The organism is Cereibacter changlensis JA139 (genome assembly GCF_003034985.1).
In the GTDB taxonomy this organism is placed as follows: Bacteria; Pseudomonadota; Alphaproteobacteria; order Rhodobacterales; family Rhodobacteraceae; genus Cereibacter; species Cereibacter changlensis.
In genome coordinates, this window is sequence record NZ_PZKG01000034.1 from 13464 (window position 1) to 36658 (window position 23195).

General features: G+C 68.3%; 20 protein-coding genes and 1 pseudogene. 18 read left to right on the forward strand and 3 right to left on the reverse strand.

The features are described from left to right. Positions 1–8 precede the first annotated feature (8 nt). Positions 9–758 carry an MgtC/SapB family protein gene (locus C5F48_RS09735; RefSeq protein WP_107663715.1) on the reverse strand — a complete coding sequence of 250 codons (750 nt, stop codon included), beginning with the start codon at positions 756–758 and terminating at the stop codon, positions 9–11. 229 nt (positions 759–987) lie between these two features. Between C5F48_RS09735 and C5F48_RS09740 the strand changes: the two genes are divergently transcribed. Further along, positions 988–1323: a response regulator gene (locus tag C5F48_RS09740; protein WP_170139672.1), complete on the forward strand. Its 336-nt coding sequence runs from the start codon at positions 988–990 to the stop codon at positions 1321–1323. A 511-nt stretch (positions 1324–1834) separates the two neighbouring features. Here C5F48_RS09740 and C5F48_RS25135 read toward each other — a convergent pair. Then, the gene (locus C5F48_RS25135; RefSeq protein WP_169311026.1) at positions 1835–2008 is read right to left on the reverse strand and encodes a hypothetical protein; all 174 of its coding nucleotides are present in this window, start codon (positions 2006–2008) and stop codon (positions 1835–1837) included. A 263-nt stretch (positions 2009–2271) separates the two neighbouring features. Between C5F48_RS25135 and C5F48_RS09745 the strand changes: the two genes are divergently transcribed. From C5F48_RS09745 to glpK, 14 genes and pseudogenes are all read left to right on the forward strand, one after another. Continuing rightward, a complete protein-coding gene (locus C5F48_RS09745; RefSeq protein WP_107663717.1) occupies positions 2272–3000 on the forward strand; it encodes a BON domain-containing protein in 729 nt (242 codons plus the stop codon). A gap of 112 nt (positions 3001–3112) precedes the next feature. Then, entirely contained in the window at positions 3113–4147 is a 1035-nt protein-coding gene (locus C5F48_RS09750; protein ID WP_107663718.1) for a hypothetical protein, read from the forward strand. 332 nt (positions 4148–4479) lie between these two features. Continuing rightward, positions 4480–5220, forward strand: coding sequence for a PRC-barrel domain-containing protein (locus C5F48_RS09755; RefSeq protein ID WP_107663719.1), 741 nt, complete (start codon positions 4480–4482; stop codon positions 5218–5220). A gap of 228 nt (positions 5221–5448) precedes the next feature. Continuing rightward, the gene (locus C5F48_RS09760; RefSeq protein WP_107663720.1) at positions 5449–6000 is read left to right on the forward strand and encodes a PRC-barrel domain-containing protein; all 552 of its coding nucleotides are present in this window, start codon (positions 5449–5451) and stop codon (positions 5998–6000) included. 121 nt (positions 6001–6121) lie between these two features. Continuing rightward, positions 6122–8455, forward strand: coding sequence for a glucose/quinate/shikimate family membrane-bound PQQ-dependent dehydrogenase (locus tag C5F48_RS09765; RefSeq protein WP_107663721.1), 2334 nt, complete (start codon positions 6122–6124; stop codon positions 8453–8455). Between the two features lie 112 nt (positions 8456–8567). Next, the gene (locus tag C5F48_RS09770) at positions 8568–8828 is read left to right on the forward strand and encodes a hypothetical protein (protein WP_107663722.1); all 261 of its coding nucleotides are present in this window, start codon (positions 8568–8570) and stop codon (positions 8826–8828) included. Between the two features lie 203 nt (positions 8829–9031). Beyond that, positions 9032–10630 carry a glycerol-3-phosphate dehydrogenase gene (gene glpD / locus C5F48_RS09775; RefSeq protein ID WP_107663723.1) on the forward strand — a complete coding sequence of 533 codons (1599 nt, stop codon included), beginning with the start codon at positions 9032–9034 and terminating at the stop codon, positions 10628–10630. Continuing rightward, positions 10627–11715, forward strand: coding sequence for an ABC transporter ATP-binding protein (locus C5F48_RS09780; protein WP_107663724.1), 1089 nt, complete (start codon positions 10627–10629; stop codon positions 11713–11715). Before glpD ends, C5F48_RS09780 begins: the two co-directional genes overlap by 4 nt. Positions 11716–11725: 10 nt before the next feature. Then, positions 11726–12808: an ABC transporter ATP-binding protein gene (locus C5F48_RS09785; protein ID WP_107663725.1), complete on the forward strand. Its 1083-nt coding sequence runs from the start codon at positions 11726–11728 to the stop codon at positions 12806–12808. After that, positions 12808–13680 carry a carbohydrate ABC transporter permease gene (locus C5F48_RS09790; RefSeq protein ID WP_107663726.1) on the forward strand — a complete coding sequence of 291 codons (873 nt, stop codon included), beginning with the start codon at positions 12808–12810 and terminating at the stop codon, positions 13678–13680. The genes C5F48_RS09785 and C5F48_RS09790 overlap by 1 nt, the downstream gene beginning before the upstream one ends. After that, positions 13680–14483 carry a carbohydrate ABC transporter permease gene (locus C5F48_RS09795; protein WP_107663727.1) on the forward strand — a complete coding sequence of 268 codons (804 nt, stop codon included), beginning with the start codon at positions 13680–13682 and terminating at the stop codon, positions 14481–14483. The genes C5F48_RS09790 and C5F48_RS09795 overlap by 1 nt, the downstream gene beginning before the upstream one ends. Before the next feature lie 2 nt (positions 14484–14485). Beyond that, positions 14486–14758 carry a DUF2160 domain-containing protein gene (locus C5F48_RS09800; protein WP_107663728.1) on the forward strand — a complete coding sequence of 91 codons (273 nt, stop codon included), beginning with the start codon at positions 14486–14488 and terminating at the stop codon, positions 14756–14758. Between the two features lie 50 nt (positions 14759–14808). Then, positions 14809–16527 (forward strand): ABC transporter substrate-binding protein, encoded by a 1719-nt coding sequence (locus C5F48_RS09805; RefSeq protein ID WP_107663729.1) that lies wholly within the window; start codon positions 14809–14811, stop codon positions 16525–16527. Positions 16528–16801: 274 nt separating this feature from the next. Beyond that, positions 16802–18299 (forward strand): annotated as a pseudogene (gene glpK / locus C5F48_RS09810) (glycerol kinase GlpK). On the opposite strand, the gene C5F48_RS09815 reads toward glpK, so the two are convergent. Continuing rightward, complete coding sequence (locus C5F48_RS09815) at positions 18300–19268, reverse strand: YihY/virulence factor BrkB family protein (protein WP_107663730.1); 969 nt, start codon at positions 19266–19268, stop codon at positions 18300–18302. A gap of 157 nt (positions 19269–19425) precedes the next feature. Between C5F48_RS09815 and C5F48_RS09820 the strand changes: the two genes are divergently transcribed. From C5F48_RS09820 to C5F48_RS09830, 3 genes are read left to right on the forward strand one after another with little or no spacing between them, the layout of a single operon-like run. Then, positions 19426–19950, forward strand: coding sequence for a 2Fe-2S iron-sulfur cluster-binding protein (locus tag C5F48_RS09820; RefSeq protein ID WP_107663731.1), 525 nt, complete (start codon positions 19426–19428; stop codon positions 19948–19950). Continuing rightward, positions 19947–20936, forward strand: coding sequence for an FAD binding domain-containing protein (locus C5F48_RS09825; RefSeq protein ID WP_107663732.1), 990 nt, complete (start codon positions 19947–19949; stop codon positions 20934–20936). The genes C5F48_RS09820 and C5F48_RS09825 overlap by 4 nt, the downstream gene beginning before the upstream one ends. Further along, entirely contained in the window at positions 20933–23155 is a 2223-nt protein-coding gene (locus tag C5F48_RS09830) for a xanthine dehydrogenase family protein molybdopterin-binding subunit (RefSeq protein ID WP_107663733.1), read from the forward strand. The genes C5F48_RS09825 and C5F48_RS09830 overlap by 4 nt, the downstream gene beginning before the upstream one ends. Positions 23156–23195: the final 40 nt, after the last annotated feature.

Consider the following 23195-nt stretch of genomic DNA (forward strand, 5'->3'; position numbering starts at 1 on the left):
CAGGCGGCTCAGCCGAACGGCGATTGGGGCAGGTTCTCCGAGAGCGGATCCTCGGTCGGCAACACCGAGGCGCTGTGCAGTCCGGGAACCACGGCCAGCGCCTCGGCCAGCCGGTCGATCTCGGCATCGGAACGGCAATAGGTGGAGGTGGTCAGCGCCCGCACCCCGGCCTGCCGGTTGATGCTCTGGCTGACGGCGCGCACGCCCAGCCCCTGGCGGCGCAGCAGCCGCCGCAACGCCTCGGCGTCGAAACCGTCATCAAAGCCGGAGACGACCTGCAACCGCACCTCGGCCCGCACCGGCAGCACCGAGAAGATCAACCGCAGCAGCACCAGCACCCCCAGCGTCGCCAAGGCTCCGGCGACCGCCAGCCAGTACATCCCGACGCCGAAGACGATGCCGAGCGCCGCGGTGATCCAGAGCGAGGCGGCGGTGGTCAGCCCGTGCACCGAGGGGCCCTCGCGGAAGATCACCCCGGCGCCGAGAAAGCCGATGCCGGTCAGGATCCCATGCGCCATGCGCGCCGGATCGGTGACGAGCTGGGTGTCGGGCAGCAGCGTCACCACCCAGTCGCCCTGATGCGCCGCCGCCAGCGTCAGCAGGGTCGCCGCGAAGCAGACCAACGCATGGGTGCGCAGCCCGGCCGGCTTGCCGCGCACCTCGCGCTCCAGCCCGATCAGCGCCCCGGTGGCGAGGCTGCTGAACAGCGGCAGGGCGAAGCTGTCCTGGGTAAAACCTTGAAGAAACTCGCCAATCATGCCCTCTCCCCCGGCTTTCGCCACTTGTCCGCGCCTGTCGGCACAACGCCGCCTGCCCGGCATCGTTCCCTTACGCGGGGCCGCGCACGTTGCCGCGATGCGGCGGCTGCAGAGGAACAAAACACCCCTCCCGACCGTCTTGTGGAGGTAGGCCAAGGGTGGCCCGCGCGGTCAGGAGGACGGGTCTGTCATGGAACACGGTGCGAGGCGGGCTCCACGGATTCTGGTGGTGGAGGACGATCTGCTGATCGCCATGGATCTGGTCGACGAGCTGGAGGACGCCGGGATCTCGGTCGCCGGCCCGGCGCGCACGGTGAAGGACGCGCTGCGGATGATCGAGCTGCAGGACATCGACGCGGCCCTGCTCGACGTGAATCTCCAGGACGAGGATTCCTACCCGATCGCTGCGGCGCTACAGCAGCGCGGCCTGCCCTTCGCCTTTCTCAGCGGCCATGCCGCCGCCGCCCTGCCGCCGGAATTCGCCGGCCAGCAGATGCTGCAGAAGCCGGTGACGACGGCGACGCTGACCTCGGTGATCGAGGGCCTGCTGAGCAGCGTGAGCTGAAGGCGGCATCGCGGCGCGGACGGGGCAGAGGTCGGCGCCATTCCTTGGCCAGGCGGGAAACCGGAAAAACCTCTCCTGTCCCTCATGCCGTCGCGTCCGGTTGACACGCGCCGCGATGCTCGGGAGGGCAACCGGGGCGCAGCCCGATTGTTCCAGAGACGATGACCGCCGGGGCGAGCCGGCGCCGGGGGCATCGAGCCCCCGCCCCCGGCGGGGGCCGCGGGCCCGCACCGGGGCGGTCGGGGGACGGCTGACGCGGTGCCGGGCGTCGGCGGAGGATGAGTATTTGGGCAAGGAGAAACCGGAAGGGCAAAACGAAACGGCCCCGCCAAGGCGGGGCCGTCGTCACTGGTACGGATGCGCGGGATCGCGCGGCACGGGTTACGAAGCGGTTGGTTCAGCGCAGTCCGAGGAAGGACAGGATGGCGATGACCACGACCACGAGGCCGACGAGATAGATGATGCTGTTCACGAGTATTGCTCCTTGCTGAAAATCAATGATCCGGGCCGCTTACATCGGCATGGTGGGCGGGACCGGCATCGGGTTGGACGGGCCGTCGCCATCCATCGGCGGCAGGTCGATGTCCTTCTGCGGCCGGGGCCGCGGATCCGGCGTCACGTCGGGCGCCGGACCTTCGGGCGGTTCCGGCAGCGGGCCGGGCGCCGGCTTGGGGTCTGACATCATGGGTCTTTCCTTTCACGCCTTTGTCGGGCTGCGGGGTGGCTTCACCCTCTGCTGCCCCAATGCGGTTCACCGGCATTTGTTCCCCAGGGCTCCGCGCATCCTCGGCGGGATCTGACCGGCGCGGGGCGCGGGGCCTTCGCGGCGACGTGCCGGCGGGCGTTGCATTTGCGCTGGAACATTCACCCGGACCGCCTGTTTCACCAGCAGTCGCAAGATGCCCGGGGCTGCGACCCCAGGCAGACCAGCCGTTTGAGGAGGACGACATGGCCCAGCGATACGACAGGTCGCGCAACGACCCTGCGTTCGATGCGCCGGGACGGCGCGCCGAGGAGCGGGATCACCGCCGCGACCCGCAGGACAGGTTCCAGGACCGTTTCTACCACGAGCAGGACCACGCCAGTCGCGGTTCCGTCGAGCGCGGGGTGGAGGATTGGCAGCAGGAAGAGGCCGGGCATCGCCCCTCGCGCTTAGAGGATGAGCGCTCGCGGCACGGGTTCGACGCCCGTGAGGAGGAGTGGCGTACTCCCACCTCGCGTTACAGCGCGCCGCCCCGCGGCCGGGAGAGCGGCGGCTGGGGTCGGCGCAAGGACGGACCGGCGCACGAGCGCGGCTTCCTGCAGCGCGCCTCGGACGAGCTCGCCTCCTGGATGGGCGATGACGCGGCCGCGCACCGCCGCGAGGAGGACCATCGCGGCAAGGGGCCGCGCGGCTACCAGCGCCCGGACAGCCGCATCCATGACGACGTGAACGACCGGCTCAGCGACCACCCGCGGATCGACGCCTCGGATATCGAGGTCTCGGTGGACTCGGGCGAGGTGACGCTGAGCGGCGAGGTGAGCTCGAAACTCGCCCGGCGGCAGGCGGAGGATTGCGCCGATGCGGTCTCCGGCGTGCGCTACGTGCAGAACAACCTGCGGGTGCGCGGCGCCCCGGGCGGCCCCGCATCCTCCGGTTCTGCCGGATTGAGCGGCGCCGGCAATACGCAAGCTTGAACCGGGATAGGGCGGCGCGAGCCGCCCTGCCCCGCAGAAAGGGCGGCCTCCGCCGCCCCTGTCCGTCGCCCGAAGGCGGCTCCGACCCACATCTGACCAACAGGAGACTTCCATGAAACGCATGACTTTCGCGACCGGCGCCACCGCGCTGCTGATGGCTTCCGCCGCCTATGGCCAGAGCACGACCGCCCAAGGCACCACCATGGGCCAGAGCTGGGACGCGCCGCTCGCCGATACCTTCTTCGTGCCGGGCGGGTCGATGGCGCTGCGCACCGAGCCGGAGATCCAGAGCAGCTGGGCCTCGCTGACCGATCAGCAGCAGCAGCAGGTGCGCGATGATTGCAGCGCCTTCAGCACCGACAACGCCTCGCAGGAAGCCGGCGCCAGCGGTGCGGCCTCGGGCGGCGTGTCCGATGCGGTGACCAGCGGCATGGCGGGGGCCGACCCCGAGACCACCGGCGCCGCCGAGGGAACCGCCGCCGCCAACGATCCGTCGCAGCCGAAGTCGGGCTCGACCGAGAATGCGACCGTGGCCGAGGAAGACGGATCGACGGGCGCCGGCACGGCGACGCTGCCGACCGGCCCGGAGGCCTCGGGGACCGGCGCGCAGACCAATGAATCCGCAGCAGGGGCCACCACCGGCTCCAGCGCCGGGACCAGCGGCCAGACGACCAGCGACACGAGCGGCGGCGCCACCACCGGCAGCGCAGCGGGCGGATCGGCTGCGGGCGGGACCTCCGACGGCGCGGCGACCGGCAGTGCGGCGACCGGCGGAACGTCGGACAGCGCGGCTAGCGGCAGCGCAGCGACCGGGGGGACCTCGGACAGCGGCGCGGCTACCGGGAGCATGACCGCAGGCAGCGGGGCCGGCAGCGCAACGACGGGCGGCACGACGACGGGCGGCACGACGACCGATGGCGATATGGCTGCGGGCGGCTCGACGACCGGCAGCGGCTCGACCGATGGCGCGATGACCGGCGGCACCTCGACGGAGGGCGCGGCGACCGGTGCGACCGGGAGCATGGCCAGCGACGGCGCGTCGACCGGCGGCGCCTCGTCGGAGATGACCACCTCGGACATGGCCGATACCAGCCGGGTTTCGCTGACCACCTGGACCCAGATCTGCGGCATGGTGGAAGAGTTCTGAGGCCCGGACCACAAGGCGCGAGGTCCTGACACTCCAGCGATGATCGGCCCCTGATCATTGCCGAGAGCCCACCGGCCCTCGCGCCGATAAAAAACACTGAATCACACCCGCTCCCGCAATCCGGGAGCGGGTGGTGGATATTATAATCACATCTTTTATACGCCAATTCTGGAACATATTCTTATTCCACCCGCTGCCCCAGTTAATTCCGATCCGGAACCGAAAATAAAACACCTTCGGCGGGGAAACCGATCGCGATTGGCGACGTTGTCTCGATGCAGGGTGCAAGGCTCTGCTTGCGCCAAAGTTGAACGATCGAAAAGGAGACACTCATGAAGAAAGTCATCGCACTGTCCGCAGCGCTCGCCGCTGCTGGGGCGTTTTCGGCTTCCGCCCAAGAGACTGCCCCCGCTGCCGATCCCGCGACCACCCCGCCGGCTGCCGGCGCCACCGACACCACCATGCCGCCCGCAGACGGCAGCACCGGAACCGGAACCGGCATGAACGCCGACGCCCCCGGCGGCGAGACGACCACCATGCCGCCGGCGACCGACACCGAGACCGATATGGGGACCGACAGCGCGACCCCGCCGGCCGGCGAGATGGGGACCGACACCACCACCCCGCCGGCTGGCGAGATGGGGACCGACACAACCACCGCTCCGGCGATGGACGGCGCCATGGAACCCGCTGATACCGCTACGACTCCGCCCGCCGATGGTGCGATGGCGACCGACGGCGCCATGGCCACCGATGGCGCGATGACCGTGCCGGAGGGCTACACGCTCTACTCGGGCGAGCCGATGACGGCGGAGGACCTGCAGGACGCCGCGGTCTATGCCTCGGACGACTCCTCGGTCAGCAACATCTCGGACTTCGTGCTGGCTGAAGACGGCGCGATCACCCAGGTGATCTTCGACGTCGGCGGCTTCCTCGGGATCGGCGCGCGCAACGTCGCGGTGCCCTTCGAGGATCTGCAGATCTACACCAATGCCGATGCGACCGACATGCGCGTCTATCTTCCGATGACCAAGGAAGAGATGGAAGGCCTGCCGGAATACACCGAGAACTGATCCGACGGATCGGCTTTCGCCGCAAGACCCGGGCGCAGGGCGATTCCCTGCGCCCGTTTTCTTTTAACGCGATCTCTGACCGCGCAATCCGACAGCCTTATGTTCCCTCTGTTTCAGGCGATGACATATTTGCGAGCAGGCGAAACCGGAATGTAAATCGGACGTTGTCAATTCGCAGGGTGTGAGGCTCTGCCGATACATCCGTGATTTTAGCCAAAGGAAAATGACATGAACAAGTTTGTAACGCTGACCGCTGCCCTGGCCACGATGACGGCATTTTCGGTTCATGCCCAGGATAATGGCTCGACCGACGGCTCCGACTCCGGCGACAGCGCCTCCGAGTCGCAGGAAAGCGACAACGACAGCACCGACGGCATCACCACCGATCCCACGGAGCTTGCGGATCCGGCGCTGAACAGCCCGGCCGAGGCCGCCAACACGCCGATGGTGGATTCGACCACCACCACCTCGACCACCCCGACCGATGGCTATGCCCGCTACAGCGGCACGCCGGTCATGGCGTCGAGCCTGCAGAACGTGAACATCTACACCACCGAGGGCCAAGTCGTCGGCGCGGTGTCGCAGGTCGTCTCGGGCGCCGACGGTTCGGCCAGCCAGATCGTCTTCGACGTGGGCCAGTACATGGGCGCCGACTCCAAGATGGTCGCCGTTCCGGTCAGCCAGATCGAGCTCTACAACAATGCCGACTCGAGCGAATACCGCATCGTCCTGCCGATGAGCGAAGCCGAGATCCAGAGCATGCCCGAATACCCGATGTAATCGGCGCAAGCTGATCCATTAAGGCAACAAGACAGGCGCGCGGGCAACCGCGCGCCTTTTTGCATGGAACCTCGCCGCTTTTTCCGGTGTTCCCACGGCAACCGACCAAAGGAGACTCTGCATGCTGGCCGCCACCGGAATTGTATTCGCCCTCATGGGCCTCGGCCTGTTCATTCCGGGGGTCTGGCTGCTGACGCTCGGCGGCAGCGCCTATTACGCCGTCGTCGGTCTGGCGATCCTCGCCGTGGCCGTGCTGATCTTCCGCCGCAGCGCCGAGGCGCTGACCGTCTACGCGCTGGTCATCGTCGGCTCGCTCGCCTGGGCGATCTGGGAGGTCGGCTTCGACTGGTGGCAACTGGTGCCGCGTGGCGGCGTCATCGCCCTGCTCGGCATCTGGCTCTACCTCCCGGCGATGCGCCGGCGGCTGCCGACCGATGCCGACCGCCCCGCCCCCGGCCTGCCGATCGCGCTCAGCCTGATCGCCGCCATCGCGGTCGGCGTCTATTCGATGACCCAGGATCCCGCCGACATCTCCGGCTCGCTGCCGGTCGAGGTGGTCAGCGCCGACCCCGATCTGGGGCCGACGGCAGGCGACGAGGAGTGGCATCAGTACGGCCGCACCCAGTACGGCCAGCGCTATTCGCCACTGCAGCAGATCAACATCCAGAACGTCGGCGAACTCGAGCAGGTCTGGCAGTACCAGACCGGCGACGTGAAGCTGCCGCAGGACGTGACCGAGACCACCTATCAGGTGACGCCGCTGAAGGTCGGCGACAATCTCTACATCTGCACGCCGCACAACCTCGCCATCGCGCTCGACGCGGCCAGCGGCGAGGAGATCTGGCGCTATGATGCGAATTCGGGTCTGGAGCCCGACCGCCAGCACCAGACCTGCCGCGGCGTGACCTATTGGCGCGACCCGGCGCGCGCGGCCGACGCCGCCTGCGCCGAGCGGATCTACATGCCCACCGCCGACGCGCGTCTGATCGCGCTCGACGCCCGCACCGGCACGCTCTGCACCGGCTTCGGCGATGGCGGCGTGCTTCGGCTGGAGCGTGGCATGCCCTACAACCCGGCGGGCTACTACTACTCGACCTCGCCTCCCATCGCGGTGAACGGCCGGCTGATCTTCGGCGGCGCGGTGAACGACAACTTCTCGATCCAGTCGCCCTCCGGCGTGATCCGCGCCTTCGACATCAACACCGGCGCGCTGCTGTGGAACTGGGACAGCGGCAATCCCGACGACACCGCCCCGATCGACTACGAGGCCGGCGAGACCTATGTGGCGAACTCGCCGAACAGCTGGTCGGTCTTCTCGGTCGATGAGGAACGCGGGCTCGTCTACATCCCGCTCGGCAATCAGGTGCCCGATCAGCTGGGCATGGGCCGCAGCGAGGCGGTCGAGGAGCATTCCTCCTCCATCGTGGCGCTGAACGTGACCACCGGCCAGCGCGAATGGGTGTTCCAGACCGTGCACCACGACCTCTGGGACATGGACGTGCCGGCCCAGCCGGTGCTGATCGACCTGACCCAGCCCGACGGCAGCACGCTGCCGGCGCTGGTGGGGCCGACCAAGCAGGGCGACATCTACGTGCTGAACCGCGAGACCGGCGAGCCGATCTTGCCGGTGACCGAAGAGCCCGCGCCGGGCGGCGCCATCCCCGAGGATTTCACCGCCCCGACCCAGCCCACCTCGGCCCTGACCTTCAAGCCGGACATGCTGCGCGAGAAGGACATGTGGGGCGTCAGCGTCTTCGACCAGCTGGCCTGCCGCATCCAGTATCACCGGCTGAACTACGAAGGGCGCTACACGCCGCCGTCGATCAACGGGACCATCGTCTATCCGGGCAACTTTGGCGTGTTCAACTGGGGCTCGATCGCGGTCGACCCGGAGCGCCAGGTGATGTTCGGCATGCCGACCTACCTGCCCTTCACCTCGCGCCTCGTCCCCGCCGCCGACATTCCGGCGCCTGTGGAAGGCGCGACCGCCAGCGAACAGGGGCTGAACCGCAACGAGGGCGCGCCTTACGGCGTGGTCATGGGGCCGTTCCTCGGCATCCTCGGCGTGCCCTGTTCGGCGCCGCCGTGGGGCTATGTCGCCGGCGCCGACCTGCGCACCGGAGAGATCGCCTGGCAGCACCGCAACGGCACAGTTCGTGACATGACCCCGCTGCCCCTGCCCTTCAAGCTGGGCGTCCCCGGCATCGGCGGGCCGATCATTACCAAGGGCGGCGTGGCCTTCCTCGGCGCGACGGTCGACAACTACCTGCGCGGCTACGACCTGACCACCGGCGAACAGCTGTGGAAGGCGCGGCTTCCCGCCGGCGGCCAGTCGACGCCGATGACCTACATGCAGGACGGCCGGCAGTATCTGGTGATGGTCGCCGGCGGGCATGGCTCGGTCGGTACCAAGCCCGGCGATTATGTCATCGCCTACGCCCTGCCCGAGAGGTGATCGGGGAACCAAGCCGGCCAGCGGGGGTTGTTTTCCCAGAGGCCGCTCGGCGTGTCGCCGGATGGCAGGAAGACCGGGCCGAGGCCCGGCCAGAAACAGGAAGGGATGCGCGATGTCCGCCTCCGAAACGAATGTGAAAAAACAGACCAAACGCCACCGCGGCCCGCTCATCGGCATGATCGCGGTGCTCGTCTTCGCCCTGGGCCTGTTCGTCTGGTGGCTGATGTACGAGGCCGCGGAGGGCACTGCTCCGGAAGGGGCCGACGTGACCATCGACGGCCGCACCGGCGACGCGACGCTGGACCGGGCCGACCCGGTGACAGGCGAGCCCGGCGGGACCAGCACCCCGGCGGCTCCGGTCCCGGCGAACTGATCCAAGCACAGGTTTCACGACAAGGCCCCGGCGCTTCGCCGGGGCCTTTTTCTTTGCCCAAGGCCAGCGTCGCAACGCAGAAAAGCGAAACCTGTCATATTCGTTTTGCCCGCGAGCGCGCATTAACGAAAATTAACCTTTGACAAAAGGTCGCAGCTGCGGTTCCTTGGCCCTGCACGAACAGGGGGGAGACCATCGTGGCCATGCGCATCGCGACCAGCGATCCGGTCGATCTTTTCGTTATCGGCGGCGGGATCAACGGCTGCGGCATCGCCCGCGACGCCAGCGGCCGCGGGCTCAGCGTGACGCTGGCCGAGATGGGCGATCTTGCCCAGGCCACCTCTTCCTCCTCGACCAAGCTGTTCCACGGCGGGCTGCGCTACCTCGAGTATTTCGAGTTCCGCCTGGTCCGCGAGGCGCTGGAAGAGCGCGAGACGCTGCTGGTGGCCATGCCGCATATCAGCTGGCCGATGCGCTTTGTGCTGCCCTATCACGAGGACATGCGCTTCGAGAGCAACACGCCGGTGTCGCGCATCCTCGGCAGGCTGATGCCTTGGCTGAAGGGTCGCCGCCCGGCCTGGCTGATCCGCGCCGCGCTCTACACCTATGACCACATGGGCGGCCGCAAGATCCTGCCCCCGGCGCGCACGCTGGACCTGACCCGCGATCCGGCAGGCCGGGCGCTGAAGCCGAAGTTCACCCATGCCTATGAATATTCCGACTGCTGGGTCGAGGATTCGCGCCTCGTCGTGCTGAACGCCCGCGACGCCGAGGCGCGCGGCGCCACGGTTCTGGTGCAGACCAAGGTGATCTCGGCGGAACGGCGCGGCGATCTGTGGCACGTGGTGACCGAGGGGCCGGAGGGCCGGGCCGAGCACCGTGCCCGGGCGCTCGTGAACGCCGGCGGGCCCTGGGTCGAGGATGTGATCCGCAACACGCTGCGCATTAACTCCAGCGAGGGCGTCCGGCTGGTGCGCGGCAGCCATATCGTGACGAAGCGGCTCTTCGACCACGACCGCTGCTACTTCTTCCAGGGCACCGATGGGCGGATCATCTTCGCCATCCCCTACGAGCAGGATTTCACCCTGATCGGCACCACCGACCACGACCACAAGGGCCCGCCCGGCTCGGCCACCTGCACGCCGGAGGAGCAGGATTATCTCTGCGCCTTCGCCTCGGAATATTTCGCCAAGCCCGTCACGCGCGACGACATCGTCTGGACCTATTCCGGCGTCCGCCCGCTCTACAACGATGGCGCCAAGTCGGCGACGGCGGCGACGCGCGACTATGTGCTGTCGCTGGACGAGAACGGTCCGCCGCTGCTGAACGTTTTCGGCGGCAAGATCACTACCTATCGGCGGCTGGCCGAAAGCGCGCTCGCGCGGCTGGCGCCGCATTTCCCGCAGGCGAAACCGGCCTGGACGGCGCGCGTCGCCCTGCCCGGCGGCGATTTCCCGCAAGGCGATCGCGCGGCGCTGACCGCGCGGCTGCAGGCCGATCACGGCTTCCTGACCCCGGCCTGGGCGGCGCGGCTGATCCGCGCCTATGGCACCGAGGCCTGGCAGGTTCTGCGCGGCGCATGCAATGCCGTTGAACTCGGACGCGATTTTGGTGCTACGCTGACCGAGGCGGAGGTCGACTGGCTGATGCAGCGCGAATATGCGCGCACGGCGGAGGATGTGATCTGGCGGCGCAGCAAGCTGGGGCTGCGCATGACGGTGGAAGAGACGAACGCGCTGGCCGCCTACATGCGGTCGGCGCAAGACCGGGCGCTCAGCCCGGCGGCGGAGGGGGGACGATGACGCTGGAATTGCAGGGCGTGTCGCGTGTGGTCGAGGGGCGGGCGCATATCCATCCCACCGATCTCACGCTGGCCAAGGGGACGATGAACGTGCTGCTGGGGCCGACGCTCTCGGGCAAGACCAGCCTGATGCGGCTGATGGCCGGGCTCGACGCGCCGACGACGGGGCGCATCCTGTGGAACGGCGCCGATGTCACCGGACAGCGGGTGCAGGACCGCCGGGTGGCGATGGTCTACCAGCAGTTCATCAACTACCCCGCGATGAGCGTCTATGACAACATCGCCTCGCCGCTGCGGCTGATGGGCAAGTCGAAGATCGAGATCGACCGCGAGGTGCGCGCCACCGCCGAGATGCTGAAGCTGACCCCGATGCTCGACCGCAAGCCGTTGGCGCTGTCGGGCGGCCAGCAGCAGCGCTGCGCGCTGGCGCGGGCGCTGGTGAAGGGCGCGGGGCTGGTGCTGCTCGACGAGCCGCTGGCCAATCTCGACTACAAGCTGCGCGAGGAGCTGCGCGCCGAGATCCCGCGGATCTTCGAGGAATCGGGCGCGATCTTCGTCTATGCCACCACCGAGCCGGAGGAGGCGCTGCTTCTGGGCGGCCACACCGCGACACTCTGGGAGGGCCGGGTGACGCAATTCGGCGTGACGCCGCAGGTCTACCGCCGCCCGGCGGATGCGACCACGGCGCGGGTGTTCTCGGACCCGCCGATGAATTTCGTGCCGGCGGCCAAGATGGGCCACCGGATGAACTTCGGCGGCAGGGCCAACGCCCCCGCCGACGGTCCCTTCGCCGCCCTGGCCGACGGGCGCTATCAGGCGGGCTTCCGCGCCAACCATCTGGCGATCAACCGCCATTCCGGCGCCGCGGTGGAATTCGTCTGCGAGCTGGTGGTGACCGAGATCACCGGATCGGAGACCTTCCTGCACCTGATGCATGGCGCCGACCGCTGGGTCGGGCTGGTGCATGGGGTGCATGATCTCGCGCCAGGCTCGCAGCTGTCGGTCTGGCTCGACCCGGCGCATGTCTATCTGTTCGACGAGGCCGGGGCGCTTGTGGCCCCCGCGGCCTACGCGGCTGCGGCCTGAGGGGGAGAGCATGGCACAGATCACCCTGTCGAAGCTGGCGCACAGCTACCACCCGACCCCGAAATCCGAGGCCGATTTCGCGCTGAAGGAGATGGATCACGTCTGGCAGGACGGCGGCGCCTATGCGCTGCTCGGCTCCTCCGGCTGTGGCAAGACCACGCTTCTCAACATCATCTCCGGCCTCGTGCGGCCCTCGCATGGCCGGGTGCTGTTCGGCGAGACCGACATGACCGACGCCCCCACGGCGGAACGCAACATCGCGCAGGTGTTCCAGTTTCCGGTGGTCTACGACACGATGACCGTGCGCGAGAACCTCGCCTTCCCACTGCGCAACCGCGGCAAGGATGCCGAATACATCAAGCGACGGGTCGACCATATCGCCGCGATGATCGGCATGGAGGAGCGGCTGAACCACAAGGCGCGCGGGCTGACGGCGGACGCCAAGCAGAAGATCAGCCTCGGCCGCGGCATGGTGAGCGAGGATGTCAACGCCATCCTCTTCGACGAACCGCTGACGGTGATCGACCCGCACATGAAATGGGAGCTGCGCACCCAGCTGAAATCGCTGCACCGCGACTTCGGCCATACGATGATCTACGTCACCCACGATCAGACCGAGGCGCTGACCTTCGCCGACAAGGTGGTGGTGATGTATGACGGGCGCGTTGTGCAGATGGGTACCCCGCAGGAGCTGTTCGAGACCCCGGCGCATACCTTCGTCGGCTATTTCATCGGCTCGCCGGGCATGAACCTGCTCGACGCGACGGTGCAGGGCAGCGAGGCGACGGTGAACGGCGTGCCGGTGCAGCTTGGCGCGAACTACGGCTCGGTCACCGGCCGCGTGCAGATCGGCATCCGCCCCGAGTTCGTCAGCCTGACCGACGAGGAGGGCCTGCCCTTCCGCCTGACCCGGGTCGAGGACGTGGGCCGCCACCGCATCATCCGTGGCGAGGTCTTCGGCAAGCCGATGAACCTCGTCGCCCCCGAGGGCCAGCCTGTCGGCGCGGATGCGCGGGTGCGCTTCGCCTGGCAGATGGTGAACGTCTATTCCGATGACTGGCGCGTGGCGCCGATCGGCGCGAGGGCTGCCTGATGGACAAGACACAGAACAACAAGGCCTGGTTCCTCGTCCTGCCGGTGCTGCTCTTGGTGGCCTTCTCGGCGGTGATCCCGTTGATGACAGTTGTCAACTATTCGCTGCAGGATACCTTCGGCAACAACGAGTTCTTCTGGGCCGGGCTCGAATGGTTCGAGGACGTGCTGCATTCCGACCGCATCCATGCAGCGCTCGGCCGGCAGATCATGTTCACCGCGATCATCCTCGCCATCGAGGTGCCGCTGGGCATCTTCGTCGCGCTGAACATGCCCAAGAAGGGCTTCTGGTCCAGCCTCTGCCTCGTGCTGATGGCGCTGCCGCTGCTGATCCCGTTCAACGTCGTGGGCACCATCTGGCAGATCTTCGGCCGGGTCGATATCGGCCTCCTGGGTCACACGCTGGCTTGGCTCGGCGTCGACTACAACTACACCAGCAACGCGCTGGATGCCTGGCTCACGGTCATCGTCATGGATGTCTGGCACTGGACCTCGCTGGTGGCGCTCCTCTGCTACGCCGGGCTGCAGTCGATCCCCGAGGCCTATTATCAGGCCGCCAAGATCGATCAGGCCAGCCGCTGGAGCGTGTTCCGCTATATCGAGCTCCCGAAGATGCAGGGCGTGCTGCTGATCGCGGTGCTGTTGCGCTTCATGGACAGCTTCATGATCTACACCGAGCCTTTCGTCGTCACCGGGGGCGGGCCGGGCAACTCGACCACCTTCCTGTCGATCGACCTCGTGAAGATGGCCATCGGCCAGTTCGATCTCGGCCCGGCTGCGGCGTTCAGCCTCATCTACTTCCTCGTCATCCTGCTGATCTCATGGGTGTTCTACACCGTGATGACCAACCTCGACAAAAGGGACGGTGTCTGATGCCCCTGCGCGGTTCCGCCTTCGTCATGTTCCTCTATCTCCTGTTCCTGCTGGTGCCGATCTACTGGCTGGTGAACATGAGCCTGAAGACCAATACCGAGATCACCTCGGTCTTCACCCTCTGGCCGCAGGATCTCACCTTCCGCAACTACGCGGTGATCCTGACCGATCCGTCCTGGTACATGGGCTACGTCAATTCGCTGATCTACGTCGTGCTGAACACGGTGATCTCGATCAGCGTCGCCCTGCCCGCGGCCTACGCCTTCTCGCGCTACCGCTTCATGGGCGACAAGCACCTGTTCTTCTGGCTGCTGACCAACCGCATGGCGCCGCCCGCGGTCTTCGCCCTGCCCTTCTTCCAGCTCTATTCCAGCGTGGGCCTGTTCGACACCCATATCGCCGTGGCGCTGGCGCATTGCCTGTTCAACGTGCCGCTCGCGGTCTGGATCCTCGAGGGCTTCATGCGCGGCGTGCCGAAGGAGATCGACGAGACCGCCTATGTCGACGGCTATTCCTTCCCGCGCTTCTTCCTGCGCATCTTCCTGCCGCTGATCGCCTCCGGCGTCGGTGTCGCCGCCTTCTTCTGCTTCATGTTCTCCTGGGTGGAGCTGCTGCTCAGCCGCACCCTGACGGCAGTCAACGCCAAGCCCATCGCCGCGATCATGACCCGCACCGTCTCGGCCTCGGGCATGGACTGGGGCGTGCTGGCCGCCGCAGGCGTGCTGACCATCATCCCCGGCGCGCTGGTGATCTACTTCGTCCGCAACTACATCGCCAAGGGCTTCGCCCTGGGGAGGGTCTGACAATGGCTTGGATGGCCTGGACAACACCGACCGCGATCTTCTTCGCCGTCATCGCCTGCCTTCTGCTGGTCTTCACCTTCCTCGCGATCCGCTTTCCCGAGACGCCGCGCATCGGCCTCCTCCGGATCGAGACGACGCGCGGCGACCGGCTGTTCATCTCGCTTCTGGGCTCGGCCTTCCTCTGCCTCGGCTGGCTCGCCGCCTTCGGCTCTCCCCTCTGGGGCGCGCTGATCTGTTGCCTGATCTATGCCGCAGCGGTGTTCCGCTGGGTCTAGATCGGCATGTCTGACGTATAAAGGTCCAACATCTCTGGGAGGAGACAAGAATGAGACTGCGTTCCACTTCAACGGCCATCGCGCTGGCGATGATGGCCCTCGGCGCGCCCGCCTGGGCGGATATGGAGGCGGCCAAGGCCTTCCTCGACGCCGAGATCGGCGACATGTCCGCGCTGACCCGCGCCGAGCAGGAAGCCGAGATGCAATGGTTCATCGACGCGGCGAAACCCTTCGCCGGGATGGACATCAAGGTGGTGTCGGAAACCATCACCACCCATGAATACGAATCCAAGGTGCTTGCCGCGGCCTTCTCCAAGATCACCGGCATCAACCTGACGCATGACCTGATCGGCGAGGGCGACGTCGTCGAGAAGCTGCAGACGCAGATGCAGTCGGGCGAGAACATCTACGACGCCTATATCAACGACAGCGACCTGATCGGCACCCACTGGCGCTACAAGCAGGCGCGCAACCTGACCGACTGGATGGCCGGCGACGGCGCCGCGGTGACCAACCCCAACCTCGACCTCGAAGATTTCATCGGGCTGAAGTTCACCACCGCCCCGGATGGCAAGCTCTACCAGCTGCCCGACCAGCAGTTCGCCAACCTCTACTGGTTCCGCTACGACTGGTTCAACGACGCCAAGACCAAGGAAGACTTCCAGGCCAAGTATGGCTACGAGCTGGGCGTTCCGCTGAACTGGTCCGCCTACGAGGACATCGCCGAATTCTTCACCGGCCGCGACATGAGCTATGCTGGCGGGCCGACCTCGGTCTTCGGCAACATGGACTACGGCAAGAAGGACCCCTCGCTCGGCTGGCGCTACACCGACGCCTGGATGTCGATGGCCGGCATGGGCGACAAGGGCGAGCCGAACGGCCTGCCGGTCGACGAATGGGGCGTGCGGGTGGACGAGAACTCGCGTCCCGTCGGCTCCTGCGTCGCGCGCGGCGGCGCCACCAACGATGCGGCGGCGGTCTATGCCATCACCAAATCGATCGACTGGCTGCAGAAATACGCGCCCCCGGAAGCCGCGGGCATGGTGTTCGGCGAGGCGGGCCCGGTCCCGGCCCAGGGCAACATCGCCCAGCAGATGTTCTGGTACACCGCCTTCACCGCCGACATGGTGAAGCCCGGCCTGCCGGTGATGAACGAGGACGGCACGCCGAAATGGCGCATGGCCCCCTCGCCGCACGGCGCCTACTGGCAGGAAGGCACCAAGGTCGGCTATCAGGACGTGGGCTCCTGGACGTTGATGGAATCGACCCCGGTAGATCGCGCGCAGGCGGCCTGGCTCTATGCCCAGTTCGTCACCTCGAAGACCGTGGACGTGAAGAAGGCCCACACCGGCCTGACGTTCATTCGCGAATCCACCATCCAGCACCAGAGCTTCACCGACCGCGCCCCGCAGCTCGGCGGTCTGGTGGAATTCTACCGTTCTCCGGCCCGCGTGGCCTGGTCGCCCACCGGCACCAACATCCCGGACTACCCGAAGATGGCCCAGCTCTGGTGGCAGAACATCGGCGACGCCATGTCGGGCGACAAGACCCCGCAGGAAGCGCTCGACGCGCTCTGCGCCGAGCAGGAGAAGGTGCTCGAGCGTCTGGAGCGCGCCGGCGTGCAGGGCGACATGGGTCCGAAGATGAACGAGGAGAAGGACCCGCAGGAGTGGCTCGACGCCCCCGGCGCGCCGGTGGCGATGCTGGAGAACGAGAAGCCGCAGGGCGAGACCATCAGCTATGACGAGCTGATCAAGTCCTGGCAGTGACACTCCCAGGGGGCGGGCTTCGGCCTGCCCCCGTTTCTCCTTGCCCCAAATACTCCCCCGCCGGAGGCGCCCCGGCCCGCCAAGGGCGCACCACATCCCCTCCCGCGCCCGAATTTTCGCAGAAAATTCGCCCCACCCTGGAGTCCGGGCTCGGGGGGCATCGAGCCCCCGCTCGCCCGGGCTGCCGCGGAGAACACGGAAAATGGTGCGCGGGCCGCTGGCTGCGGCGCCTCCGGCGGGAGTATTTGGGCCAAGAAGAAGCCGAGGGACGACCATGAGCCATATCCTTGCCATCGATCAGGGCACGACCTCGTCGCGGGCGATCCTGTTCGACGCCGCGCTGCAGGTCGTGGCCAGCGCGCAGGAGGAGTTTCCGCAGATCTATCCGCAGCCGGGTTGGGTGGAGCATGATCCGGCCGATCTCTGGTCCACCGTCGCGGCAACCGCGCGCGCGGCGGTGGAGCGGGCGCAGCTCGGGCCGGAGGATATCACCGCGATCGGCATCACCAATCAGCGCGAGACCGCGTTGGTCTGGGACCGCGAGACCGGGCAGCCGATCCACAACGCCATCGTCTGGCAGGACCGCCGCACCGCCGACACCTGCGAGGCGCTGAAGGCGGCGGGGCATGAGCCGCTGATCACCGCCCGCACCGGGCTGCTGCTCGATCCCTATTTCTCCGGCACAAAGCTGAAATGGCTGCTCGACCACGTCGAGGGCGCGCGGGCGCGGGCGGAAGCCGGGCAGCTCTGTTTCGGCACGGTGGACAGTTTCCTGATCTGGAAGCTCACCGGCGGGCGGGCGCATGTGACCGACGCGACCAATGCGGCGCGGACCATGCTCTATGACATCCGGCGCGGCGAATGGGATGCGGAAATCTGCGGGCTTCTGGGCGTGCCGCTGGCGATGCTGCCGGAGGTGAAGGATTGCGCGGCGGAGTTCGGCATGGCGCGCGCCGATCTCTTCGGGCGCGAGATCCCCATCCTCGGCGCGGCGGGCGACCAGCAGGCGGCGACGGTCGGGCAGGCCTGTTTCAGCCCGGGCATGATGAAATCGACCTATGGCACCGGCTGTTTCGCCCTGCTCAACACCGGGGCCGAGCGGGTGGAAAGCCGCAACCGGCTGCTGACCACCATCGCCTACCGGCTCGACGGCGAGGTGACCTATGCGCTGGAGGGCTCGATCTTCATCGCGGGCGCGGTGGTGCAATGGCTGCGCGACGGGCTGAAGATCATCCGCGAGGCGAAGGAGACGCAGCCCCTGGCCGAGAGCGCCGATGCGGCGCAGGATGTGGTGCTGGTGCCGGCCTTCACCGGGCTCGGCGCGCCCTATTGGCGACCCGAGAGCCGGGGGGCGATCTACGGCCTCACCCGCAACTCCGGCCCGGCGGAGCTGGCGCGGGCGGCGCTCGAGAGCGTCGGCTACCAGACCCGCGACCTTTTGGAGGCGATGCGGGCCGACTGGGCGGCGGCGGGGCATGAGGCGGCGGAGGGTGTGCTCAGGGTCGATGGCGGGATGAGCGCGTCGGACTGGGCGATGCAGTTCCTCTCCGACATCATCGGCGCGCCGGTCGACCGGCCGCAGGTGCGCGAGACCACGGCGCGTGGGGGCCGCCTGGCTGGCCGGGATGCGGGCCGGGATCTACCCCGGGCCCGAAGCCTTCGGCAAGGACTGGGCGCTGGAGCGGCGCTTCGAACCGGCGATGGACGAGGCGACGCGGCAGGCCAAATACGCCCGCTGGGGCCGCGCCGTCCAGGCGACGATGGCGGTCTGATCACTCCGCCGTGACGCCCAGCGTGTCGGCCATCTGCGCGCCGCGTTCGCCCATCGGCTCCTCCGGGCCGGTGGTGGTGTCGCGCGCGGTCTGGTGCTCCATCTCGGCATTGATCTCGGCGCCGATGATCAGGATGATGGTCGCGACCCAGATCCAGAGCAGGAGGCCGATCAGCGCGCCGAGCGAGCCGTAGGTCGCGCCGTAATTGGCGAAATTCTCCAGATAGATGGTGAAGGCGACCGAGCCCAGCAGCCAGACCAGCGTGGCGATGCCGCTGCCCCAGGTCACCCAGCGCCATTCCGGCGGCTCGCGGTCGGGGGCGTAGCGGTAGAGCAGCGTCATCGCCATCGCCACCACCAGCAGCAGCACGGGCCAGCGCAGCAGCCAGAGCAGCGACGCGCCGATGCCGCCGAGGTTCAGCACCGCCAGCACAGCCGGCACCACCCCCACGGCGAGGATCATCAGGATCCCCAGCGTCATCGCGCCGAGGGTGAAGCTGAAGGACAGCAGCGTGACGCGCAGGAAGGACCGGCTTTCGCGCTGCTCATGGGCGATATTCATCGCCTCGATGATGGATTTCATCCCGTTGTTGGCGCTCCAGAAGGCGACGGCGAAGGAAAGGAAGAAGCCCCAGGTCAGCGAGCTGCGCCCGCCCGCGGCCAGCGTGTTCAGCTGGTCGGTCAGCATGGCCATCGCCTCGTCCGGCAGCACGCCGCGCAGCGCCGCGACCTGATCGGAGATGCTCGCCGGGTCGGCGAATAGCCCGTAGAGCGAGACGAAGGCGGCCAGCGCCGGGAACAGCGCCAGCAGCAGGTAGAAGGTCACGCCGGCGGCGACGAGGAGCACCCGGTCCTCGCCCACCGCGGCCCAGACCCGCCAGAAGATGTCTTTCCAGCCCTTGGCCGGAATCTTGCGAGGGGCGTCGGCGGTCCGTCCCCGGCCGGGGTCCTCGGGGGTGGCTGTGGCCATGCGCGGTCTCCTGTTACAGAGCAGGAAACCCCGGGGAAAGGCAGAGGTTCCCTCGCGGACGGGCGCGGCGCCTCAGGGAACCAACCCGTCCGGCGCTGGTTGGCCCCGCAACCTCCCGTCGGAGGACAAGGCACCCCCATCCCCTGCGGAGGCACCCATGAAGACGAGACTCTCGATCAACGGCGAGACACACGAGATCGACGCCGACGCCCGGACCACCCTGCTCGACGCGCTGCGCCACCACATCGGCCTGACCGGCACGAAGAAGGGCTGCGACCACGGCCAATGCGGCGCCTGCACCGTCATCGTCGACGGGCGGCGAGTGAACTCCTGCCTGACGCTGGCCTGCATGCAGGACGGCGCGCAGATCACCACGGTGGAGGGGCTCGGCGCCCCCGGCGCGCTGTCGCCGATGCAGGCGGCCTTCCTCGCGCAGGATGGCTTCCAGTGCGGCTATTGCACCCCCGGTCAGATCTGCTCGGCCACCGCCATGCTGGAGGAGATCCGCGCCGGCTGGCCCAGCCATGTCTCGGCGGATCTCGAGGCCCCTGCCCGGCTGAGCGTCGAGGAGATCTCGGAGCGGATGAGCGGCAACCTCTGCCGCTGCGCCTGCTATCCCAACATCGTCGAGGCGATCACCCAGGTCGGCGAGGCGGAAACCGTCGCGGAGGCCGCGGAATGATCCCCTTCGACTATATCCGTGCCGAAAGCTCCGCCGCCGCCGCCACCGAGGGGTGCCGCCCCGAGACCCAGTTCATCGCCGGCGGCACCAACCTGCTGGACCTGATGAAGCTGCAGATCGTCACCCCGGCCCGGCTGGTCGACGTGACCCGGCTCGATCTCGGCGGCGTCGAGGAGACCGCCGACGGCGGGCTGCGCATCGGCGCGCTGGTGCGCAACAGCGACCTCGCCGCCGATCCGCGCGTCCGGCGCGACTATGCGGTGCTGTCGCGCGCCCTGCTCGCCGGCGCCTCGGGTCAGCTGCGCAACATGGCGACGACCGGCGGCAACCTGCTGCAGCGCACCCGCTGCCCGTATTTCTACGACACGGCGCAGGCCTGCAACAAGCGCCAGCCCGGAACCGGCTGCGCCGCGATCGGCGGCGTCACCCGCAACCACGCCATCTTCGGGGCGAGCGAGCATTGCATCGCCACCCATCCCAGCGACATGGCTGTGGCGCTGCGCGCGCTCGATGCGGCGGTCGAGGTGGAGACGCCGGACGGCGCCCGCCGGCTGATCCCGATGGCGGAGTTCCACTGCCTGCCCGGCGACACGCCGCAGATCGAGACGGCGCTCGCCCCCGGCGACCTGATCACCGCGGTCCTCTTGCCGCCGCCGCTGCGCGGCAGCCACATCTACCGCAAGGTGCGCGACCGGGCCTCCTACGCCTTCGCGCTGGTCTCGGTGGCCGCGGTGGTGCGGATCGAGGCCGGCAGCTTCGCCGAGGTGGCGCTGGCCTTCGGCGGCGTGGCGCACAAGCCCTGGCGCGATGCGGCGGTCGAAGCCGCGCTTGTCGGCCGTCCCGCCGACCGCGCCGGCTTCGACGCCGCCGCCGACCTGTTGTTGGCGGAGGCCAGAGGCCAGGGCGGCAACGAGTTCAAGATCCCCCTCCTCCGTCGCACCCTCGTCGCGGTGCTGACCGAGGCTGCGAAAGGCCAGATGCAATGACCGCCCACCTGAAGTTCGACAAGCCCGACGCCCGCAACCGTCTCGACGACATGGCGCAGGGCGTGATCGGCGCGCCCCTGGAGCGCAGCGAGGGCGCGCTGAAGGTCACAGGCCGCGCCGTCTATGCCGCCGAGCAGGCCCGCAGCCTGCATGGCGCGGCCCATGCCGCCCCCGCTTATGGCGTGCTGGTGCGCGCCACCATCCCCAAGGGCCGGGTGCTGTCGCTGGGCCGCGAGGCGGTGCTGGCCATGGCCGGCGTGCGCGCCGTGCTGGCCGACGCCTGCTTCCTGCGCAACCCGGCGCAGGGCACCGCCGGCAAGGCCCCGGTACAGGGCCCGGAGGAGGTCGCCTATTATGGCCAGCCGATCGCGCTGGTCGTGGCCGACAGTTTCGAGCAGGCCCGCGATGGGGCGCAGCGGCTCGTCGTGCGCTATGCCGAGGAGGGCGGCGCGCTCGACCCCGAGGCGGTGACGCCGGAACTGCCGGAGAAGAAGCAGAGCGCGCAGGGCGATCTGGACCGGGCGATGCGCGAAGCGGCCTTCAGCATCGACGTCAGCTACACCACCCCCTCGATGGCGGCGGCGGCGATGGAGCCGCATTGCGTCATCGCCACCTGGACCGGCGACCAACTGCTGTGTCACGGCAGCTACCAGATGCCGAACTACAACGCGCCGGAACTGGCGGACTCCCTCGGCGTTCCCGCCGAGAAGGTGCGGATCGTCTCTCCCTATGTCGGCGGCGGCTTCGGCTCCAAGCTCGGGATCGGCCCCGAGGCGGTCGCCGCCGCCTTCGCCGCACGCGAACTGGGCTGCACCGTCAGCGTCGCCCTGTCGCGGCCGCAGGAGTTCGAGGCGATCACCCGCCGTTCGGCAACCAGCCAGCGCGTCCGGCTCGCCGCCGATGCCGAAGGGCGGCTGACCGGGCTCGGCCACGAAGCGCTGGTGTCGAACCTGCCCGACGAGAGCTTCTCCGAGCCGGTGGCGCAGGCCACGCATTTCACCTATGCCGCCGCGCATCGCCAGATCGTCCACCGCATCGCCCGGGTCAACCTGACCCCGGCCGGCTCGGTGCGCGCCCCGGGCGAGGCGGTCGGAGTGCTGGTCTTCGAGGCGGCGATGGACGAGCTGGCCGAGGCCGCCGGCATCGACCCGGTCGAGCTGCGGCTGCGCAATATCCCCGACGCCGATCCAGAGACCGGCAAGCCCTTCTCCTCCAACATGCTGGCCGAGGCGCTGCGCGACGGGGCGCAGCGCTTCGGCTGGCAGGCGCGCCAACCTGCCGGAACCCGCCGCGAGGGCGAATGGCTGGTCGGCATGGGCATGGCCTCGGCGGTGCGGGTGAACATGCTGGGCGAGGCCAAGGCCCGCGTCACGCTTTCGCCCGAGGGCACGGCGCTGGTCGAGACCAACATGACCGACATCGGCACCGGCACCTACACGATCCTGACCCAGATCGCCGCCGAGCTCTTGGGCCTGCCGATGCAGGCGGTGACCACCCATCTCGGCGACAGCGCCCTGCCAGACGGTCCCGGCTCGGGCGGCTCCTGGGGCGCGGCCTCGACCGGCTCCGCCGTGGCGCTGGCCTGCGAGGCGATCCGCGTCCGCATCGCCGGGCTGATGGGCTGCGACGAGGAGGAGCTGACGCTGAAGGACGGCCGGGCGATCTGCGGCAACGTCACCCGCCCGCTGCCCGAGCTGCTGACCGAAGCGCTGCAGGAGGAAGGGCATCTGGAGCCCGGCGAGGCCGGCAAGGCGGTGCGCAACGCCACCTTCGGCGCGCATTTCGCCGAGGTGGCGGTCAATGCCGTCACCGGCGAGGTGCGGGTGCGGCGGATGGAGGGCGCCTTCGCCTGCGGCCGCATCCTGAACGCCAAGACCGCGCGCTCGCAGTGTCTGGGCGGGATGACCTTCGGCATCGGCATGGCGCTGATGGAGGAGATGATCCATGACGCGCGCGACGGCCATATCGTGAACCACGACCTCGCCGAATACCATGTGCCGACCAATGCCGACGTGCCGCAGCTCGAGGTGCACTTCCTCGACGAGCGCGACGCCTATGGCGGCACGCTGCAGGCCAAGGGCATCGGCGAGCTCGGCATCTGCGGCGCCGGCGGCGCCATCGTCAACGCGATCTACAACGCCTGCGGCGTCCGGGTCCGCGACATGCCGGTGACGCTGGACAAGGTGCTGGAGGGGCTGATCGCGCAAGGCATCGACTGACCCGCATTTTCTGTCTCTAAATATCCTGCGGGGGTCCGGG